Genomic DNA, 20,819 nt, shown 5'->3' with positions numbered 1-20,819 from the left:
TTGGGAATAGGGCTTTAGTAAAAACAATTAATTAGCGGAGAATTTACGCCAACTAACTGTTTTTGATTAATTTAAATATAATTTAATAATTAATTTGATAATGAAGCTGATGAAGTCTGATATAATTTAGTTATAGAGAAGGTAAAATGTTTTGCTGTATGATTGCTAATTTACATCAAGCTAATGACCTAAAACTTAACTTTGGAAAAAAGAAAGGAAAAGAACTTATTGCTAACTTTAACGGCGGTCAAATCACATCAGATGCCGGAATAGTCATGTTAGCCGAGTTGGACAAAAGACTAAAAATCACAGCAAGATTTGCAAAATGCTTTCAAGACTATCGAAATTTAGCTTATGTAGATTATTCAGTTCATCAACTACTTGCACAAAGAGTTTATGGCATTGCTTTAGGCTATGAAGATGTTAATGACCATGATCAATTACGCTATGACCCGGCTTTAGCGATCGCTTTAGAGAAACTCAACTTTAAGGATTCATCATCAGCGTTTTTAGCTGGAAAAAGTACCCTGAATCGGCTTGAATATTGCCCGGAAACAATCCTTCAACAACAAGAATCTCGCTATCATCGTATTGAAGCAAATCCTTCAGAGATAGAAAAAGTCTTTGTAGACATCTTTTTGGAGTCTTATCAAACCCCTCCTCAACAAATCATTTTAGACATGGACGTCACCGATGACCAAGTTCATTGTGGTCAGGAAAGAGCATTTTTTAATACTTATTATAAAGGAGTTTGCTATGCTCCCTTGTATATTTTCTGTGGGTATCATCTCTTAGTGGCTCTTATTACGTCCTTCTAATGTAGACCCAGCCGAAGGAGCGTTGGAAGAATTACAGAGAATCATTGGTTTAATTCGAGAGAAATGGCACGATACGCATATCATCGTGCGAGGCGATAGTGCTTATGCTCGTGAAGAGATTATGAATTTCTGTGAAAAAGAAGGCGTAGATTATTTGATAGCAATGGCAACTAATAGCCAATTAAAGTCACGAGCAATGAATGTTATTGAAAAAGCAAAAAATGAATATGAAGAAAATTTATTCCCAGTCCTTGAATTAATGGATAGCGTTTTTTCTAAAGATGAAGACTTAGAAGATGTGAGAAAGTTAGTCCCCAACGCAACTTGGTTTCGCTCTATTTATTATCAAACTGAAAGGTCATGGAGTCGTCAAAGAAGAGTGGTTACTAAAGTTTCTTATGGCAGTAAAGGGTTAGAGCTTCGTCATGTGGTTACATCTTTACCTACTTCTCAAATTACACCTTCTCAACTTTATACTAAAAAATATTGTCCGAGAGGGGAGATGGAGAATCGGATTAAAGAACAGCAATTGGACTTATTTGCTGACCGAACTTCTACCCAAACTTTTCAAAGTAATCAACTCCGCCTGTGGCTATCTTCAATGGCGTATGTGTTAATGCAAGCATTTCGTTATCACGGTTTGAGAAAAACTTCTTTGTCCAAAGCAACTGTCGGAACAATTCGCCTCAATCTCCTTAAGTTAGTGGCATCGTGATGGCACAGAGGTGCAAGTATTTCAAGGGCATCAAGATAAGATTTTAGGCGTGGAATTTAGCCCCGATGGTCAGGTCATTGTTTCGTTTAGTCGAGACAAAACTGTGAGATTATGGAGCATCAATAACCAAGCAAGACAAGTTATTCGAGGACACAATACCTGTATTTTGAGTGCGAGTTTCACTGCTGATGGTCAGACATTGATCTCTGTCAGTGTTGATGGAATCGTCAAGTTTTGGAATTTTGATTTGGAGGATTTGCTAGCGTGTGGCTGGAATCGGGTACAAGATTATATAAAGACGAACCCTACTGTGAGTCAGAGCGATCGCGAGCTATGTGATAACATTTGAACAGAGAAAGGTGTAATGGATACCTGCAAGATGATGTACCGTAAACATTATAATTCGAGGCTTGATTGAATACTCAGAATTTACACAGCTTAAGCCTATACAGTGGCAATGGTGCGTTACGCAAGCGCTTTAACACCCTACTGGCGTGTCACAGACAAAACCCGCCTCACCTTAATGCTGGGCTAACGCGGGTTAAAAAATCTTAATTTTAATTCAGGATTAGATCCTCAAGACGCCGTCACTAATCCACTATGCCGCAGTAACGGTTCCGTACTCGGTTCCCGTCCCCGGAATTGCTTGAATACCTCCATCGGCGGCACACCACCACCTAATGCCAGTACTGTATCCCGATACCGCTTCCCTGTATCCGCTACGGCGGCTTCATTCTCTAAACCGACCTCCTCAAAGGCGGCGAAGGCATCCGCACTAAGAACTTCTGCCCATTTGTAACTGTAATACCCAGCCGCATACCCACCAGCAAAGATGTGGGAAAAGGCACAGAGAAAGGAATCTTCCGGTAAGGGTTGTAACACTGTGGTGGTTTTAGCAATACGGTGACGCACATTAGCTGGACTTTCCTCCCCACCGGGCTGATAGCGGTGGTGTAGTTCGATATCGACTAAACTAAAGTGTAATTGTCGTAGCATAGCACTACCACTCATGTAAGTACGGGCTGCCAGAAGTTTCTGATAATAATGCTCTGGCAGGGATTCCCCAGTTTCGTAGTGCTTCGCCATTCCCATCAGCGTGGGGCGATCATAACACCAGTTTTCCATAAACTGACTGGGTAGTTCCACGGCGTCCCATTCCACGTTATTAATTCCTGCTGCCCCAGCATAATCCACTTTGGTAAGCATGTGTTGCAAACCATGACCAAACTCATGGAATAGTGTCTCGACTTCACCAAAGGTCATTAGGCTCGGTTTACCATCAACGGGTGGCGTTTGATTGCAAATTAAATAGGCTATCGGTAAGCGAGTTGTCGTTTTCCCTGCTTCCGTCAGTTTGGCACGACCCACACAATCATCCATCCAAGCCCCCCCACGCTTCTCGGCTGGGCGGCTGTAGGGATCTAAATAGAAGAACGCGATCGCCCCCCCTGTCTCATCTGCTACTTGGAAATAGCGGACATCCTCATGCCAAACCGGAGCAGGTTCATCCGCAGGCGTAACCGTAACCCCAAATAGCCGCTTAATTAAGGCAAACAAGCCATCGAGTACTTGAGGTAAAGGGAAATAAGGACGTAATTCCTCCGCACTGAAGGCAAACTTTTCTTCCCGTTGACGTTCTGACCAAAAACTGATATCCCAGTGTTTCAAATCGCTGGCTTCTGGTGCGCCTTTAGCCGCCGCAAATGCTTTCAACGCTTCTAAATCCTTAACGGCGGCATCGTAACTAGCGCCACGGAGTTCTTCGAGTAATCCCTCTACTGCCTCAACATTGGGTGCCATTTTGCTGGCAAGGCTTAATTCAGCATAACTTCTAAACCCTAGCAGCTTGGATTTTTCTTGACGCAATTCTAAAATTCGCTCAATCAGGGGACTATTATCCAACTCTCCGGAGGAGGCGCGACTAACAAAGGCTTTATAGAGTTTCTCCCGCAAATCCCGACGGGTACTGTGCTGCATGAAAGGGACGTAACTGGGATAGTCCAGGGTGATGCGCCAAGGACCGTGCTCCGGAGTCGCCTTTTCTTCCCCGGCTGCGCGAGCGGCTTGAGCGGCTAAACTCTTTAAGCTAGGGGGTAAACCCTCTACCTCTTCTGGACTTGTTAGGGTCATGCTAAATGCCTTGGTTGCATCTAGGACATGGTTAGAGAACTTTGTGGATAGTTCTGCCAACTCCATCTGAATTTGGTTGAAGCGCTCTCGCACCTCCCCTTCAAGTCCTACACCAGACAGTTGAGCATCTTTAATGGCAGCTTCTACTATCCGCTTTTGGGCTGGCTCTAAACTGCGCCATTCATCCCCATCCCGTAAGGTTTTGAAGGCTTTGTAGAGGGGTTGGCTTTGGTTAAGTGTGTTGATGAATTGGACGACTTTAGGCTGAACCGTTTCGTAAGCCTCACGCAGTTCTGGGCTATTTTTCACCCCCATCAAGTGACCCACGATGCCCCAACTCCACCTGAGGCGTTCTGTCAATGCTTCTAGGGGTTCCACTAAACCATCCCAGGTTGGTGTTACCTTTTCCTCTAGGGCGGCTAATTCCTGCTGGAGTTCAGCTATTAGCTGCGTTATCGCAGGTACAACATGTTTTGGCTCAATCTGGTCAAAAGGGGGTAGTCCCTTTCCACGAAGTAATGGATTCTCAGTCACAGTTGGGTTGGCAATCATGGGTCGTATCGGGTTACAAAATCAGACGGAAACAGCATGTAATGGTGATACAAGGCAAGCGAACTTTACACTTGTATCAACCCAACACCTGAACTCTCCCTGGGGAGGCGTTGAGGCGCGAAAATTAAATAATTAGCAAGAATATTTTTTTCAGTCAGTGATCCTTATCATCGTTAAGATTAATTTAAATGGTACAAGGCAAGGATTGAGTTTATCCTTCAGTACAGTAGGGGAAGCATGTAGAGATGCACCATTCTGGTCTGGGAGCAGGGGGAATTCACTCACGCACCATGTCCAACTAGCGAAGCGAAGGATCAAGTCGGGGCGGGCGCGAGTTACATCCCTTGTGAGGTAAGAAACCATAGTCGTGAAAAGAACCCCTACACACGCACCAGGTTCCACTATCAAGCGCGTTGGGTCAAACCCATGCTATCGAGGGTCACGAAGGGTTCTCCAATCACCTCTTCTCCAATCACCTACTTACGCTGGAATACTGATGAGAAGCGTTCTTTGACTTGGCTGACGGTAGATTGAATCAAATTCCCTGGCGTTGCTTGGGGACGAATTGCCACAACGATGGGTTCGTCTTTAAACTCTTTGAGTCGATGACCATATTCCAACTCGCTTTGGCGCTTCCGCAGTTTGGGGAACAGCCGAAATATTCCTTTGAGTAACTCCTCTTCTTGCTCAAATAACGCCTGGTTGATTTGACTGCTGCGATTCACTGCCATTGAGCCAGCCGGTAACCAGGCTTTCTCTCCTTTAATGCGGACATAGATATTGAATTCTGGTAATCCCGACTTTTGCATTTCATCATACTTGCGGGAAGCGGCTACCCGTTTGACTTTGTTTTTTTTTGCTTTGTGCTGTTTGGGTTGTACTTTGCCAAAGCCGAGTTGGGTCGTCATATTAAGTTCCTCCGAGAATGTCTTAACAAAAGTTTACCTCATTCTCATGAAACTTGTGCAGCCGACGTTTGGTAATGAATCTGAAATACAGACACCACGCAAAACAAAGGGCGCAGGTCGGTCATTGGTATCAACTTAAGGCTGAAACCCTTCCTTAATAAGAGATCCCCCCTACCCCCCTTTTTAAGGGGGGAACCAGAAATTAATCAAAGTCCCCCTTTTGAAGAAGGATTTAGGGGGATCTAAACGTTGAGCGCTAGTCATACAAAGTCTTAAGTTGACACGGATGACGTCGGTGCGCCCCTACTAACAGAAAAATTTTTTAAATCGAAATTAGGGTAGGTAACGGAAGCTTAAGGAGTGGTTTCAGAAGTTGAGTCCTCAGCCTTAGGTTCACTCGTCTCGTCACCCATCGGTTTGTCTTCAGTCGCCTTTTCCATGTCTGCCTTGTCTTCCGTCGCTTTGTCCATGTCTCCCTTTTCCGCCGCCTTATCGGTTGCAGCAGGATCAGCGTCTTCAGTTGCTGCGTTATCAGGGTTAGCTGGCTCAGTTTCCTCGATAGTCGTACTACCATCCGTTTCTGGGGGAGCGCTACAACCCGTGGCTAATCCCAGACTCAAAAGTGAAGCGATGGCAAATGTAGTAAGGTATTTAACGGTCATAGTCAACCTTTTTGGGTATCCTAGTGGGTTAGGCTTGCCAGACAATTACTGGCTTAAATGCAATTAAAGCGCATAAATGGGAATTTTGGTGAAAAATTTAGTATTTTCTCAAAGAATTACAAAAATTACGGCGCTGATGCCGCAAAACAACCTGTTATTTGATATAATAGCCTGTTTTAATGTCTGACAAGTTAAGTTGGCGCATTGTTCATATAAACCCATCTAAGTTGCATCAGCGAGCATGAACCGTTGGCAGTTTACTGAAGCCTTTGAAGGATTAACACCACGACGCAGGCAGGTGCTGAAATTGCTCTTGGCTGGCGTTTCGGATCAGGATATCGCTCAATCGTTACATATTGAAACATCAACGGTGAGAAAACACGTTGAGAATCTCTGTTCAGCATTTGGTCTGAAAAATGAGTTTCCTGATGAACGGCGTTCTAAACGAGGAGAGTTAATTGCGCTGTTTGCTAAATACCAACCTGAACTCGTAACACGGCAAACCCTGAGTGTCACTCACCAGGTGTCATCTGAATTTGTAGATGATGATAATCGAAAGATAGTCAGACGCGAGGAGACGGAAATTTGCGTGACGAGTGAAGTGAGATTAACGATTAAGGATGTGTCCGATTCTCCACTTAATAACCGCGATATCTTTATCCTGATTGATCAGAGTGGTTCTATGGTGAGAAAGGATGAAGATACCGGAAAGCAAACTCGTTACGAGTATCTAGCGGAAGTTGTTGAAGGACATATCGCCGCCATTCTGTCAGTCGATTCTGAATCAGAGAATAAAGCAGATGAAAAAATTGCCATAAAGCAGGGTTGTCCGGCTGAAAACTGCGTTTCTGTTTACTTTTTTAGCCGGGAAACAGTTAAACCTCAACCCATTTTGATTAACGATGCATCCAAAGTTTGGAAGCTGTTTGTTAAAAATAAACCCAAAACCAAAACCTTTGTTTCTCCGACTTTAAATCATTGTGTAAACACCTACTTAACCGAAGGAAAACCCAAGGGGAAGGGAGCCTTTTTTATTATTTATACGGATGGTCAGTTTGATGACGAAGAGGGCTTTGTTCAATGTATTTCTTCAGCATGTACCAAAATTGAGGATCATAAAGATATTAAGTTTTTTGTTTTGGGATTAGGGAAAGATATTGATATTGAACATTTTTTGGCACTGGATTTTAATGTCAATCAGACGATGAAATTTAATATTTTTGTATTTGATTTGGTCAATGAAGTAGATGATATCATTGAGCTGTTAAAACGTCAGCTAACTAATGATCCGTACCTAGCATTTCCGGATTGGGTCAGAATTCGTCATCCTGATTTAGTTGAGAAGGTAATTAAAGGGAACAGGCAATAGGGAACAGGGAACAGGATGGCGACTGCTATAACTTAAAACTGAATAAGGGCGGGTTTTGCCAAAAAGTTAGGTAAAACAATTAGTGTTTGTCCTTAAACCAGCCCCTACAGACGCTTCAAAAGCACGTATCTACATTTCCTCATTCAACAAATGACGAACGACGAATAACAAATGATAAATCAACAGACTCGACGTCCCATAATTACCAAGTCACGCTCAATGGAACCCATATCCGCTATTTGAGGTAAATAACCCCAGCGTTGGAAGCCATATTTTTGAAAGAGTTGCAGGCTGGGTTGGTTGTGAGCAAAGATTAAGGCAACTAAAGTATTGAGTCCTACCTTGGGACTGTGCTTGATGGCTCGTTGCAGCAGTTGTTCTCCTATCCCTCGACGCCGGAAATCAGGAGACACGTAGACGCTAAGTTCAGCTGTAGCATGGTAGGCTGGGCGTACTAAGAAAGACTGAAAACTGAGCCACCCAGCAATTTGACCTGTAGAATTAGATCGTTCATGGCAGTCCATGACCCAAAGGGGGTGTCTGGTTGGTGTATGTTCTTGATACCAAGCGATACGGCTTTCAACCGAGATAGGTTCCAGATCGGCGGTGGCAATACGACTGGGGACAGCCGAATTGTAAATCTCCACGATCGCAGGCAAATCTGCCTCAGTGGCGTCACGGATATACATTAAGACAGGATTAGGGCGACAAACCATAGAATATTGATGCTAAAGGGTTATCTGCGCTCAAACAGGCTTCTTTTTGTGGCACTATTGATTTTTCTTTTCACGCTCATCCTGATTATCTGGCAACTGCAAGGATTGGGAATCGGATTGGGTGCATTGACAGGGACGATGTTTACCCCGATTAGCGGTGTGTCCTTTCCCGAGGTTCTCGCGATTAGTGCAACGGTGGGAAACACTACCATAACGTTGATTGCCCTACTCATTCTGTGCCGGATTTTGGAGCAAGCTGGGTTTTGGCGAGGGTTAGTGCTACAATTAGCGGTTCTGGGGATAGGTCAAGGGCGTCTACTGTTCCTTTTGTTCGCACTTTTGGGAGCATTGGGAACGATTGTTTTGACCAATGTGGGTATGGCATTAATCTGGATTGCTCCGGTGATGGAGATTCTTGTTCTACTACGCTTGGGGGCTAAAACCGCATTCGCTTTTGTATTTACGGTTAGTTTTATCACTGAAGCGGCTAGCTTATTGTTCCCTGTGAGCAATCCGGTCAATCTGCTTGCGGTAGACTACTTGGGGGCTTCTGGTTTTCGCTATGTGCTGGTCATGACCCCGGTAACACTGGTCGCGATCGCAACGAGTTTAGCGCTCCTCTGGTTCTACTTCCATCGTGACATTCGATGCACCTACGATCTAACTCACCTCCCACCACCACACCATGCCATTCGTGATCCGTTGGTTTGTCGATGGGGTATGGTTATCCTAGGCAGTCTACCTCTGGCATACTGGATGACCCAAGAACATTCTCTGCCAACTTGTATCGTTCCTGCGATCGCTGCGTTGATTCTGCTAGCATTGGCGGGACGTTGGTTTCCCTCCAATACCACACCGACTATTTCTGTGGGCAAGGTTTACCATGACATTCCCTGGCAATTGATCGGGTTTAGCGTCCTGATGTATTTTTTCGTCCTAGGTTTAGGTTACTTTGGGATGAGTCATGCTATCACCCATCAGCTAGAAACCCTCTCCAGTTGGGGGTTAACCCTGACAGCAATAGGAACAGGCTTTCTCGCAACTGGGCTATCAAACCTATTTCAAAATTTACCCACCGTGTTGCTGAACGCCATAGCAATTTCCGACACAACCGGGAGTGATCCAGCCATTCGGGAAGTAATGGAGTACGCTAATGTAATTGGATGTACCCTTGGGGCAAAAATTACTCCTCTGGGCAGTTTATCAACGTTAATTTGGTTCAAGATTTTAGCGCGTAAAGGTTTGCGCCTGCATTGGTTTTACTATATTCGCCTCAGCCTAATTCTTACTTTACCCATTCTATTTCTCAGCTTACTGAGTTTAGCCATCTGGCTTCCCTGGCTAATTGTCTAAGTTTTGATTTGTCTTTTGTCTCTTATTTGAGAAAATAAACCTAGCGATAACAATCCAAAAGCTTTATCATAACTCAAGGGTGTATCTGCTTGCCTGACCAAAACAGCTTTTGCCAAAAAACAGACAGACTTCAGACTTCAAGCTGTTATTAGGCTTTTCCGGATAATATAGCGACTCAGCCAAGTCGGTTTAGGCTATGAAAGAAATGTAGTACCATTTCGAGTTGCTCTCACTCGCACAATTGAGTCTCATCAATCAGGTAAGTAATCGATGATCATCCAAACAGCAGAACCCCCTATTCTTAAATCTCAGGGAGATATAACACAAAAGAACCATGCGTTTTGTGGTAATCAAGACAAATTTTTAACTCTGACCCTCGATCTGTTTTTCATTGCCAGTCCTGATGGCTATTGGCAGCAAGTTAACCCGATGTGTGAGCGAATCCTGGGATATAGTACCCAGGAATTTCAAGCACAACCCTGGATTGAATGGGTACATCCAGAGGATCAGCAAATGACCTTGAAGCAACTGCAAAAGCTCAAGGACTGTGAGGAAATTGTCTCCTTTGAAAATCGCTACCGCTGCAAGGATGGCTCCTATAAATGGCTTTCATGGAACATCACCCTATGCCCCAATCAGGACTTACTATATGCGGTTGCTCGTGATAATACCCAGCGCAAGGAAGCTGAAGCCGCACACCGGGAAAGCGAAGAGCGGTTTCGCTTATTGGTCGATGGCGTCAAAGACTATGCCATTATCATGCTCGATCCAGAGGGTAATATCGTAAGCTGGAATCCTGGCGCTGAAAGAATTAAACAATATCACGCCGCAGAAATTCTGGGTCAACATGTCCGTTGTTTTTATACCCCTGAAGATATCGCCCAAGGACAACCCGGTAAGTCCTTAAAAATAGCCGCACAGCAAGGTCGTGTTGAAGAAGAAGGTTGGCGAATGCGTAAGGATGGCTCAACATTCTTCGCTAATGTTGTGATTACTGCCTTACGTGGGGAAGACGGACAATTACGTGGTTTTGCTAGGGTAACACGAGATATTACAGAACGCAAACTCGCTCAGGAATCGCTAAAACGAACAAATGATGAGTTGGAAAAACGAGTCGCCGAACGAACGGCTGAACTGTTGCAAATTAATCAGCGGCTCAAACAAGAGATTTCCCTACACCAGCAAACTGAAGCAGCGTTGGCAGAAGAAACTCACTACGTCACTGATTTATTACAGAAGCTGCAACAAGCTCAAACCAAACTGATTCACACAGAAAAAATGTCAAGTTTAGGGCAAGTGGTTGCTGGGGTTGCCCATGAAATCAATAATCCTGTCAGTTTTATTTACGGCAATATCGATTATGCCATCTGTTATCTGCACGACTTAATGGAGTTAGTCGAACTCTACGGTATTCACTATCCTCAACCGATAGCCGATATTCAGAAACGAATCACAGAAATTGATCTAGATTTCTTGATGGCAGATATGCCAAAACTCTTGGATTCAATGAAGGTGGGATCTAGCCGGATTCGCCAAGTGGTTTTATCCTTACAAAAATTTCTCAAGGCTGACCAAAATGAAATGAAGCCAGCCGATCTTCATGAAGGACTTGAAAGTACTCTTTTGATTTTGCAACATCGCCTGAAACCTAGCGTTGAGCATCCCGAAGTTACTGTGATTAAAGACTATGGCACATTGCCCCCAGTCGATTGTTATGCTGGGCAGATTAATCAAGTATTTATGAATTTGCTCACGAATGCTGTAGATGTATTGGAAGCTTCAGGTCGAGATACTCCCCATCAAATCAGACTTAGCACGGAGGTTCAAGATATTAGTATCAAGAAACCAGGAGCAAGTTATTGCCAAAAAATACCTCATGCTGTGATTCGGATTGCTGATAATGGTTCGGGGATGAGTCAAGAGGTCTGCCAAAAACTTTTTGATCCATTTTATACTACCAAACCCGTGGGCAAGGGAACCGGATTGGGTTTATCAATTAGCTATCAAATTATTGTAGAAAATCATGGGGGTCAGTTAACTTGTTGTTCTCAACCGGGTGTTGGATCAGAGTTTATTATCGCTATTCCGATTAATCCAATAATCACAAGGCGTCCTGAACTTTCATTTACGCCAAGTTAAAGATTGGTCATTGGTCATTTGTTGATTGGTGACCCAACGCGCTCGCTAGTCGGACATGGCGTGTGACAGTGTAGGGGCTCTTTTCGCGACTATCGTCTCTTACCTCACCAGGGATGTGACTCGCACCCGTCCTATCTTCCTTGTCTGTCTCATCCCTCCCTCATCCTTTCTCGTGGTTTCATAACTGTAGCTTCAAAGGGGATAACTCCGACCTTTTCACTTTGAATAGAACGAGCGGCTTGTCGAGATAAATCCAGGGTTCTACCCGGAATATAAGGACCGCGATCATTAATGCGGACAATCACACTATGACCATTTTCTAAATTTTTGACCTTCAGATAGGTATCAAAAGGTAAGGTAGGATGAGCCGCCGTCAGATCGTGCTGATCATAAATTTCTCCAGTCGCCGTGTACCGACCATGAAAATAGGGTCCGTACCAAGATGCTACACCTTCAATGGTATTTGGAGTTTCGACTAAGTTGTACATCTGCTTTTGGGCGTCTGCCAAACTTAATGGTGATTGCCCTAAAGCTAGACGCAAATTATTTGCCCATTCAATTGCGAGAAGTTCTCGATGCTGATCTAAGTCTTTAGTTAAGATATCGTCCAATTTGAATAATACGCGATCGCCTGCCTTCACTACAGGTATTCCATCAGACAGCATGGCTCGTACCGATGAATTTATCTCAGATACATCCGATGACTCACAAAACAACAGCGTGAGATTTTGCGCCATCTGTTCAGCTTGCTTTTGAGTCGGCAATTGGGCAATCGCTCGTCCTTTAACCACAACCTGGAATTGCTGCTGCTCTGCTGAATGTTCTAGTTTATTACTCCTTTGGGTATATTGCAAAAAGCCTCGTTTTCCCCTTCTTGTCTGACTCTTGTTTCTGCCACGAGGTTCTGTTTGAGAATGAGAGCTGATGACAACTATGGACTCAGCCGAGATTTTGTCTTTTGAGGCAACGGGTTGACCCCAAGAAAATAAATTCTCGATCATTTTCCAGATTTTCTGGGGTAGACTAGCATTTGAGAGACGATTGGCAGATGAATAATTTACTGAAGCTGATGAAGAATGATAGATGGATTTGGATTTACCCCCATCATCCGGGGAATCTGACTTGGCTGGACAGGTAACAGGTTGAGCTGTGCTATCTCTAAATGGATGAGCCGCAACCGTAGCCGTCTGGGCGAGGGGAAATGGTAAACTTAAATCATGAGTTAATCCTGAATAGGCAAGTGCCGTTACTTGAGACTTGTTAGACCAGACTTCTGAATAAACTGGGGATGAAAAAACACGAGGTGTTGGTTGTTCGAGTGGGCTGTTAACAACGGATAAAACTTTAGCAGGCAAAGCATTGGCAATATAATCGGGTACTCTGAATAGACCTTGGCTGGATGCCAGCAAACAGCTCACCCAGGATGTTGTCCAAACTAGTCCAAAAAAAGTCATGATCTTGAATATAGTCCTGCTGTAAAATGCACTGCCTTTACTCACACAGTCATTCAGTATACAGAAATCTGTAGTTTTGCGCTCCCTTTTAAGAAAATTTACTCAAAAACAATTCCTAGAGGCAGAGTAACCTGATGATTGATTGCCTTTTTGACAATGAACAAAATTTATTGCTCTGGCTTATCAATAGAAAATTCTAATTGGTTTTATGAAATATTATTAATTAATAAAACCTAAATAGTCTAATTTTTATAGTAAAATAGTTTTCATTTGTCATTCGTCATTCGTTAGGGAACAGAGAAGAGGGAACAGGTAATTCAAAAGCAGTTTCAGGTCTTATGCCATTGGTGCTTGGGCAATTCTCCCCCATCTCCCTCATCTTCCCCATCTCCCCGCCCTATAGCTTCCCCTGTTGCATTGGCAATGCTAGGATGACATTTGCCGCTTCTGGTGAGGTATTGATGGCAGAAACACTTTTTTTTAATGCATTGCGTGCAGCTATTGATGAAGAAATGGCTCGTGATGACACGGTATTCGTTCTCGGTGAAGATGTGGGTCACTACGGTGGGTCCTACAAAGTTACCAAGGATCTGTATAAAAAATACGGTGAACTGCGGGTTCTGGATACTCCCATTGCCGAAAATAGTTTTACAGGTTTAGCCGTGGGCGCAGCGATGACGGGGTTGCGACCGATTATTGAAGGCATGAATATGGGCTTTCTACTCCTAGCATTTAACCAAATTGCCAATAATGCTGGGATGCTGCGTTACACGTCTGGCGGTAATTTCAAAATTCCCATGGTGATTCGCGGACCCGGTGGGGTGGGGCGTCAGCTTGGGGCGGAACATTCTCAACGACTCGAAGCCTATTTTCAAGCGGTTCCGGGTTTAAAAATTGTCGCCTGCTCAACTCCTTACAATGGCAAGGGATTGCTCAAAGCGGCGATTCGGGATGATAATCCGGTTTTGTTCTTTGAGCATGTTCTCCTTTATAACTTAAAGGAAGATTTGCCAGAGACGGAGTATGTACTACCTTTGGATAAAGCCGAAATTGTCCGAGAGGGCGAAGATGTTACCATTCTTACCTACTCACGGATGCGTCACCACGTCACCCAGGCGGTGAAGTCCCTGGAACAAGAAGGGTTTGATCCAGAGGTGATTGACTTGATTTCCCTGAAGCCCTTGGATTTTGAAACCATTGGCGCGTCTATTCGCAAAACCCATCGGGTAATTATTGTGGAAGAATGCATGAAAACTGGTGGTATTGGGGCGGAGGTGACTGCATCAATCAATGAACGGTTCTTCGATGAACTGGATGCTCCTGTCTTGCGGCTATCATCTCAAGATATCCCCACTCCCTATAATGGCACACTGGAAAGCTTAACCATTGTCCAACCCCAGCAGATTGCTGAGGGAGTAAAAAAGATGCTGGAACTGCAGATTTAATTAAAATTGAGATCTGACAGCATTGGTGATAAACCTAAAGACCTTGCGGTGGGTAAGAGCAAGAAACGATACCATAAGCGTTTCAAGATTTGTAACTCTTGCCCACCCTACATCAGGGGATATGGATTTCGCTCCACTAAAGCGTGGACTTAAGGGATAAGTCAAGAACTTGAATTCTTGGGGAATGTAGGGGCTTGCTGAAAATGGTGCAAGATATGAGTAGAAACAGATTAAGATAGCATTTGTTGCGGCGGGTCACAGTTATGCAAAGACAGCGTTCGTTAGTAGCCCTGATTCTAGTCCTGATCATTCTGGCAATTGTGGTGCTGGTGAAGATTCCTCTCCAGCAGGGACTCGATTTGCGGGGTGGCGCACAACTGACGATTCAGGTGAAAACCACAGAGGAGATTCCCGAAATTTCGCCGGATCAGTTGGAGGCTGTTAAAAGTGTAGTTGACCGTCGAGTTAATGCTCTGGGTGTTTCTGAATCTCAAGTCCAAACCATTGGCTCAGACCAAATATTGGTACAACTCCCTGGTGTGAATGATCCACAGCAAGCCGAACGGGTGCTAGGGGGAACCGCACAACTTGATTTCCGCAAGCAGTTACCGGGTACAGAAGCACAGCTTCTGATTGAAGAAAAGGTGCGCCAGGAACTGCTATTAGAGCAAGCCGCTCTACTGGAGAGTGAAGAAGGTGGTGATCAAGAGGCGATCGCAGAAAATATAGCGGCTTTGGAACGCTCGGACGCCGCGATCGCACAATTGTTTGAGAAGACAAATGTGACCGGGAAAAACCTGGAATATGCCCGCGCTCAACCGACTCAAGCCGGAAATGGTTGGGAAGTCGCGATCCGATTTGATGCTGCAGGGGGACAAGGATTTGCTGAACTGACTAGAGACTTGGCGGGTACCGGTCGCAGTATTGGGATTTTCCTGGATGACTCCCTGATTAGCGCCCCCACCGTGGGTCCAGAATATGCGGAAACGGGTATTAGTGGCGGCGGTGCTGTAATTACCGGGAATTTTGATGTGCAAAGGGCGAGTGACTTAGCCGCTCAACTTCAAGGTGGTGCGTTACCGTTACCCGTAGAAATTGTGGAAAATCGCACCGTGGGCGCTACCCTGGGACGAGATAGTATTCAACGCAGCGTTTATGCAGCGATTGGCGGTTTAATTTTAGTCTTGGTGTTCATGGCAATCTATTATCGTCTCCCCGGTTTAATTGCTGATGTTGCTTTGACTATCTACGCCCTACTCACCCTAGCCACATTTGCCCTGATTGGTGTCACCTTAACTCTTCCGGGAATTGCTGGGTTTATTCTCAGTATTGGGATGGCGGTGGATGCGAATGTGCTAATTTTTGAACGGACGCGAGAAGAATTACGCGAGGGAAAAACCCTGTATCGCTCTGTGGAATCAGGCTTTTATCGAGCATTTTCCAGTATTTTAGACTCGAACCTAACTACTCTGATTGCTTGTGCGGCTCTATTTTGGCTAGGGTCAGGTTTAGTCAAGGGCTTTGCCGTTACCCTAGGGATTGGAGTTGTCATCAGTATGTTTACTGCTGTTACCTGTACTCGCACGTTCATGCTGTTGTTGGTTTTAGGATTTCCTGGGGTACGCCAGAAGCCGGAACTGTTTTGTCCGAATCTGGTATCGTCTCAGTAAGAATGCCCTAGGTGCAGGGGGTGATTGGGTGCATAGGTACGCAGATGCTCCAGGTGCAAGGAAAAATTTGACGAATGACAAATGACAAATGACAAATGACCAAATTTAGTGTAATCAAACAGCGATCGCTCTGGTGGATAATTTCCGCCGTAATTATCTTGGCTGGTATCGTTTCGATGGCGATTTCCACGGCACAGCTAGGAGCCCCTCTGCGCCCCGGTCTCGATTTTGTTGGCGGGACACGCCTACAGGTTGAACTTGATTGTACTGTACCCGGTAACTGCGACCAACCCATAGACCTGGCACAGGTGCGTGAGGTTCTCAATGAACAGGATCTGGGTAGTAGTACGATTCAGCGTATCGGTGCTCAACAACAAGGCTTGACGATTCGTACCAAAACCTTGGATGTTGAACAGCGCACTGAGTTACGCAAAGCTCTCAGTGAAACCATTGGCGCATTTGATCCCGAATCGACTCAAATTGATACCGTAGGTCCCATCCTGGGACGGCAGTTATTTACATCCGGTTTACTGGCATTACTCGTATCCTTTGCCGGTATTCTTGTCTACCTCTCCTTCCGGTTTCAGTTTGACTATGCTTTTTTGGCTTTTATTGCTTTACTTCACGATGTCTTGGTCACTGTGGGCATTTTCTCCATTTTGGGTTTAGTCCAAGGTGTAGAGGTCGATAGCCTTTTTGTCGTCGCTCTCTTGACAATTATTGGATTTTCTGTTAACGATACCGTAGTTATTTATGATCGCATCCGGGAAGTGATTGCCAAGCATCCCGACCAACATATTGATCAAATTGTTGATGATGCGGTTAATCAAACCCTAAGCCGATCCATTAATACCACCTTAACTACCCTACTCTCCTTAGTGTCTATTTTCTTGTTTGGCGGAGAAACCCTAAAATATTTTGCCCTAGCCCTAATTGTGGGATTTATTGCAGGTGCGTATTCGAGTATTTTTGTTGCCAGTACCCTCTTAGCATTCTGGAGAGAGCGCACAGGTCAAACCCAAGCCACTCAGGTTATCGAAGCTGAATTTCCCGACAAAATGTAATTGGAATTGCCCTTAATAATGGAGCCGCCAGACACCCAGACTTCTCAAACAAGTCCAGATCACCTTGATCCAAGATTAAGAGTAAAAATTCAGCGACTCCATCAACTCACGGTTTATGGTCGTTGGTTATTTGTGGGTATCCTTTGGATTAGTGTCGCTCCGATTAGTCTCTGGGGTTGGCGTTATGAGTTATCGTTGTTGCAAGAGCATTTTACCTGGTCAGGTCTACGGTATAGTATTGCATTTAACCGTCTGCCTATTTTGGGTCTAGCCCTCTGCATTGGGATGACGGCGGCGGTTTTAGTTTGGCAGAGTCGTAATATTCTATTCGGAATTCCACCCGCCGAAAAACAGCGCTTGGCGCATCAGGTGCGTCGGATTTGTCATCAAGGTCCAAGTCATCCCCTGTGGAAATGGGTTTGCGATCGCACTTAAGATCCTAATGCGGCTTGAATAAGCTCTAATTGAATTTTTTTTCGCCATAGTTCCACGCCTTACGTCTCTACTCCCCCCGCCTTCTGCTATATCACCTACTAACAAATTCCAGCTTTCCCGATATCATCATCGTGGCTTCGGTTGCGGCTATACTCAAGCCTGTCATTTCTTTTGCTGATAGATTAGTGTTCAAGTCAAATTTGAACTGAGCATCCTTGAGTTGAAATATCGGAACAATTTGCTCGATGATTTGAATATGAAAGATTTGTTTGAGTTGTTCGCTATCCAAGACTCCGTTATTTTTTAGCCATAACCCCAAGGGTTGATGATTCAGGGAGCAACGCTGTAATAATTTGCTTAAGACGCGATCGCTCACCCATTGATCACGCTGCAGCAGTGATATCAAACCCCCTCCATCGCACCGATTGGCGGCGGCGACAATTTGACCTTGAGCAATCCAGATGTAGTGATTGGGGATTGGTGATTGGGGATGGAGATAATTCTGAAATCTACTTGGTTTCCTTGTCTCCTCTATTCTATTGACTACGTTTGACCGCAAGTTTATATAAGGCGCTAATGAGACAGCGCTTAAGGGGTGAATTGATAGTACACCTGTTTTTCGCCCTTGATCGAGCCACTTAAAAATCGTTGGTAGAGGAAAATCCGTGAAGGTGCCTTGAGTACACATCGTTTTAACCCTGATAATTAGTAGTTGTTTTCTAGGAGTCGAGCATAGCAATAGAGATTTAATTTTATAGTCATGAACTGTTTACCCTTTTGGACGTTAGCAAGTATTAAAACGAACTAAATTATTCTTAATCGTTCGGATCAGATAGGAGAAAACTATCTCACGCTTTCACTATAGTGATCCCTCTCCTCCTTGTCTGTTGGATAATGTTCTAAATTTTCTCTAAGTAGTCGAACCCAATTGAACTTGAGCGCGAAGACAAAGGAACTCTTAACAGTAAGGATTTGACGCTTGTTAACATTTCTTATTACGGCGAACAAAATTTATGTCCAGGTACTTAGGATGTTAAATTTTTTACAAAATAGACATTTTGTTGGAAAATGTTGGTTTTTGGGGAAATGTCCATTAAAATAAAATACGGGGTAACACAATTTTCATGATAAATGGATAGTACAGAAGCTCTAACGGTACTGAGTACGATTCTCCGTGATCCACCACTGAGTAACATTCAAGAACAAGTCTTTCACTATACTTGGCAAGGGTTAACCTATACTGAAATTTCGGCTAAGATCGGGTATGAAGAGAGTTATATCCGAGATGTTGGTGCAAAACTTTGGCAACGCCTTTCTCATATTTTTGGGCAAAAAATTACTAAAAATAATATCAATACTGTATTTGATTACTATATTTTAAACGGACAAAGAGATAGTTCAGAGCAACCTCCTTTAGCCCTTTCAAATCCTACTATGTTAAACCCAACCCTAACATCGGAGCGGTTAGAATTTCCTGGTAGTCCCCTACCGCTCAACTCAGCCTTTTACATCAATCGCCCCCCCATCGAAGAACTCGCTTATGCGGAGATTGACAAACCCGGAAGTATCATTCGCATCAAAGCGCCCTCGAAGATGGGAAAAAGCTCTCTGCTACAGCGGATTATCGCTCACGCTAAAGCCCAAGGGTTCCACGCGGTTAATCTCGATTTCCAGCAATCCGATGAATCTATTTTTGTAAACCTAGATAAATTTCTGCGCTGGTTTTGTGCTAACGTCGCTCGGCAGTTGCAGATCAAACCTAACCTGGATGACTATTGGGATGACGATATTGGTAGCAAAGTTAGCTGCACCTTCTATTTTCAAGGATATTTACTGGAGCAAATTGACACGCCGATTCTCCTGGCATTGAATGAAGTCAATCGCCTGTTCGAGTATGAGACAATTGCCAGCGAGTTTCTGCCGTTATTACGTTCCTGGCATGAAGAAGCCCAACTGGATGAGAGCTTACAGCAATTGCGTTTCGTTGTGGTGCATTCGACGGAAATTGATATTTCATTAAATATTAATCAATCTCCCTTTAATGTGGGACTACCAATTCTTTTGCCAGAGTTGACGTTAGAGCAGGTGCAGGAATTAGCCCGTCGTTACCAACTGAATTGGATAGATACTTTTCAAGCTACTGAATTGATGGCAATGGTGGGAGGACATCCTTATCTAGTTCAATTAGCACTTTATCACCTGTGTTACTCTGATCTCACCTTAGCGCAGTTATTAGAGGAAGCACCAACCCTGACTGGAGTCTATAGTCATCATTTGCGGCGTCAATTTACCGTAGTGGAAAAGAATCCGAAGTTACTGGCGGCGCTGAAACAGGTGGTTATGGCAACAGAGAGTGTCCATTTAGATGCGATCGCGGCGTATCAATTAGAGAGTATGGGGCTGATCACACTACAGGGAAATCAGGCGACAATTCGCTGTGAGTTATATCAGCTTTATTTTAAGGAGCAACTCTCCCTGGAATCACCGACAGATCCGCGTATTGGACAGTTGGAGCAAGAGAATCAACAGTTAAAGTATTTATCGACGATTGATGATTTAACTAAGCTGGCTAATCGGCGTGACTTTGACCATCACCTTGCCCAAGAATGGCAAAGATTAGCTGAAGAAGAAGTTACCCTGGCACTGATTTTAGCTGATATCGACTTTTTTAAGCTTTTTAACGATGCTTTTGGTCATTTGACGGGAGACTTCTGTTTGCAGCAAGTCGCCCAGGCAATTCGTGAGTGCGTTAAGTCTCCAGGGGCTTTTGTTGCTCGTTTTGGCGGCGAAGAATTTGCCGTAATTGTGCCGCAAATGGAGGGGTATCAAGCGGTACAATTGGCAGAGCAAATTCGAGAACATGTCAAAGCCTTAAATATTACCCATGATCCTTATCGCATCTGCGGATATTCCTCAATTCTTACTCTGAGTTTGGGTGTAGCTGCGATCATCCCTCATCCAGAAGATGATCCATTAAATCTGGTGCAGGCGGCTGACGAAGCACTGTTGGAGTCAAAACGACAGGGGCGCGATCGCGTTACACTCAGGTAGAGACGTAAGGCGTGGAGCGTCTGGGTTAGGTAAGAAACGATAGTTGTGAAACCTGCCCTGCCCCTAAATGTCATTCATCATACAAAAGGGGATATAGCGTTTTCCTTTGAGTTGGTGAATCGTAAGCAACCCCGGTCTAAAGACACGGAGCAAAAGCCAAATAAGTTGAAGCTGTGCTTACCAGCCTAAGTCTTAACTGACTACGTTATCGGCAAGTGTTCAAGACCTACCAGTAGATGCTCCCGCTAGTCTACTGCTCTAGAACCGAAAAGTTAAACAGTTTTAAGGTCACTGAAACAGTGCTTTTTGGATAGTTACCGACCGATAACATTGGCGAA

Annotated in this window: 15 protein-coding genes and 1 pseudogene; 10 read left to right on the top strand and 6 right to left on the bottom strand. The window is 44.4% G+C overall.

Going from position 1 to position 20,819, the window contains the following annotated elements; genetic code table 11:
• Nucleotides 1–158 precede the first annotated feature (158 nt).
• Nucleotides 159–1,527, top strand: a pseudogene (locus RID09_RS17870) (IS1380 family transposase); the annotation flags it as partial.
• 16 nt (nt 1,528–1,543) lie between these two features.
• Entirely contained in the window at nt 1,544–1,882 is a 339-nt protein-coding gene (locus RID09_RS17865; RefSeq protein ID WP_446337279.1) for a WD40 repeat domain-containing protein, read from the top strand.
• Nucleotides 1,883–2,109: 227 nt separating this feature from the next.
• On the opposite strand, the gene RID09_RS17860 is transcribed toward RID09_RS17865, so the two are convergent.
• The 3 genes from RID09_RS17860 to RID09_RS17850 all read right to left on the bottom strand — a co-directional run bounded on the left by RID09_RS17860 (nt 2,110) and on the right by RID09_RS17850 (nt 5,785).
• Nucleotides 2,110–4,215 (bottom strand): M3 family metallopeptidase, encoded by a 2,106-nt coding sequence (locus RID09_RS17860; RefSeq protein ID WP_446337278.1) that lies wholly within the window; start codon nt 4,213–4,215, stop codon nt 2,110–2,112.
• A gap of 476 nt (nt 4,216–4,691) precedes the next feature.
• Nucleotides 4,692–5,123 carry an HHL1-like protein gene (locus RID09_RS17855; RefSeq protein ID WP_446337277.1) on the bottom strand — a complete coding sequence of 144 codons (432 nt, stop codon included), beginning with the start codon at nt 5,121–5,123 and terminating at the stop codon, nt 4,692–4,694.
• A gap of 353 nt (nt 5,124–5,476) precedes the next feature.
• A complete protein-coding gene (locus tag RID09_RS17850; protein WP_446337276.1) occupies nt 5,477–5,785 on the bottom strand; it encodes a hypothetical protein in 309 nt (102 codons plus the stop codon).
• A gap of 241 nt (nt 5,786–6,026) precedes the next feature.
• On the opposite strand from RID09_RS17850, the gene RID09_RS17845 reads away from it, so the two are divergent.
• Nucleotides 6,027–7,154 carry a LuxR C-terminal-related transcriptional regulator gene (locus RID09_RS17845; protein ID WP_446337275.1) on the top strand — a complete coding sequence of 376 codons (1,128 nt, stop codon included), beginning with the start codon at nt 6,027–6,029 and terminating at the stop codon, nt 7,152–7,154.
• Nucleotides 7,155–7,333: 179 nt separating this feature from the next.
• Here RID09_RS17845 and RID09_RS17840 read toward each other — a convergent pair whose 3' ends face one another.
• Nucleotides 7,334–7,870, bottom strand: a complete 537-nt coding sequence (locus tag RID09_RS17840) for an N-acetyltransferase family protein (protein WP_446337274.1) — start codon at nt 7,868–7,870, stop codon at nt 7,334–7,336.
• 48 nt (nt 7,871–7,918) lie between these two features.
• On the opposite strand from RID09_RS17840, the gene RID09_RS17835 reads away from it, so the two are divergent.
• Together RID09_RS17835 and RID09_RS17830 are read left to right on the top strand one after the other, a co-directional pair.
• Complete coding sequence (locus tag RID09_RS17835) at nt 7,919–9,223, top strand: ArsB/NhaD family transporter (protein WP_446337273.1); 1,305 nt, start codon at nt 7,919–7,921, stop codon at nt 9,221–9,223.
• A gap of 270 nt (nt 9,224–9,493) precedes the next feature.
• The gene (locus RID09_RS17830) at nt 9,494–11,362 is read left to right on the top strand and encodes a PAS domain-containing sensor histidine kinase (protein WP_446337272.1); all 1,869 of its coding nucleotides are present in this window, start codon (nt 9,494–9,496) and stop codon (nt 11,360–11,362) included.
• Nucleotides 11,363–11,511: 149 nt separating this feature from the next.
• On the opposite strand, the gene RID09_RS17825 is transcribed toward RID09_RS17830, so the two are convergent.
• Nucleotides 11,512–12,816, bottom strand: a complete 1,305-nt coding sequence (locus tag RID09_RS17825) for a septal ring lytic transglycosylase RlpA family protein (protein ID WP_446337271.1) — start codon at nt 12,814–12,816, stop codon at nt 11,512–11,514.
• 461 nt (nt 12,817–13,277) lie between these two features.
• Here RID09_RS17825 and RID09_RS17820 point away from each other — a divergent pair, with 461 nt between their 5' ends.
• The 4 genes from RID09_RS17820 to RID09_RS17805 all read left to right on the top strand — a co-directional run bounded on the left by RID09_RS17820 (nt 13,278) and on the right by RID09_RS17805 (nt 17,430).
• Nucleotides 13,278–14,261 (top strand): pyruvate dehydrogenase complex E1 component subunit beta, encoded by a 984-nt coding sequence (locus RID09_RS17820; RefSeq protein ID WP_446337280.1) that lies wholly within the window; start codon nt 13,278–13,280, stop codon nt 14,259–14,261.
• A gap of 263 nt (nt 14,262–14,524) precedes the next feature.
• Nucleotides 14,525–15,931, top strand: a complete 1,407-nt coding sequence (gene secD, locus RID09_RS17815; RefSeq protein ID WP_446337270.1) for a protein translocase subunit SecD — start codon at nt 14,525–14,527, stop codon at nt 15,929–15,931.
• 95 nt (nt 15,932–16,026) lie between these two features.
• Nucleotides 16,027–16,995, top strand: a complete 969-nt coding sequence (gene secF, locus RID09_RS17810) for a protein translocase subunit SecF (protein WP_446337269.1) — start codon at nt 16,027–16,029, stop codon at nt 16,993–16,995.
• An 18-nt stretch (nt 16,996–17,013) separates the two neighbouring features.
• Nucleotides 17,014–17,430, top strand: a complete 417-nt coding sequence (locus tag RID09_RS17805; RefSeq protein ID WP_446337268.1) for a hypothetical protein — start codon at nt 17,014–17,016, stop codon at nt 17,428–17,430.
• A 91-nt stretch (nt 17,431–17,521) separates the two neighbouring features.
• Here the strand turns inward: RID09_RS17805 and RID09_RS17800 are convergent, their stop codons facing one another.
• The gene (locus RID09_RS17800) at nt 17,522–18,118 is read right to left on the bottom strand and encodes a DUF4388 domain-containing protein (RefSeq protein ID WP_446337267.1); all 597 of its coding nucleotides are present in this window, start codon (nt 18,116–18,118) and stop codon (nt 17,522–17,524) included.
• A 443-nt stretch (nt 18,119–18,561) separates the two neighbouring features.
• On the opposite strand from RID09_RS17800, the gene RID09_RS17795 reads away from it, so the two are divergent.
• Nucleotides 18,562–20,481 carry an AAA-like domain-containing protein gene (locus RID09_RS17795; RefSeq protein ID WP_446337266.1) on the top strand — a complete coding sequence of 640 codons (1,920 nt, stop codon included), beginning with the start codon at nt 18,562–18,564 and terminating at the stop codon, nt 20,479–20,481.
• The last annotated feature ends 338 nt before the right edge of the window (nt 20,482–20,819 follow it).

The organism is Coleofasciculus sp. G1-WW12-02 (genome assembly GCF_040219735.1).
Classification (GTDB): domain Bacteria; phylum Cyanobacteriota; class Cyanobacteriia; order Cyanobacteriales; family Coleofasciculaceae; genus Coleofasciculus.
Note: the sequence above shows the minus strand (reverse complement) of the source record. Positions and strands in the feature narration are given on the sequence as shown.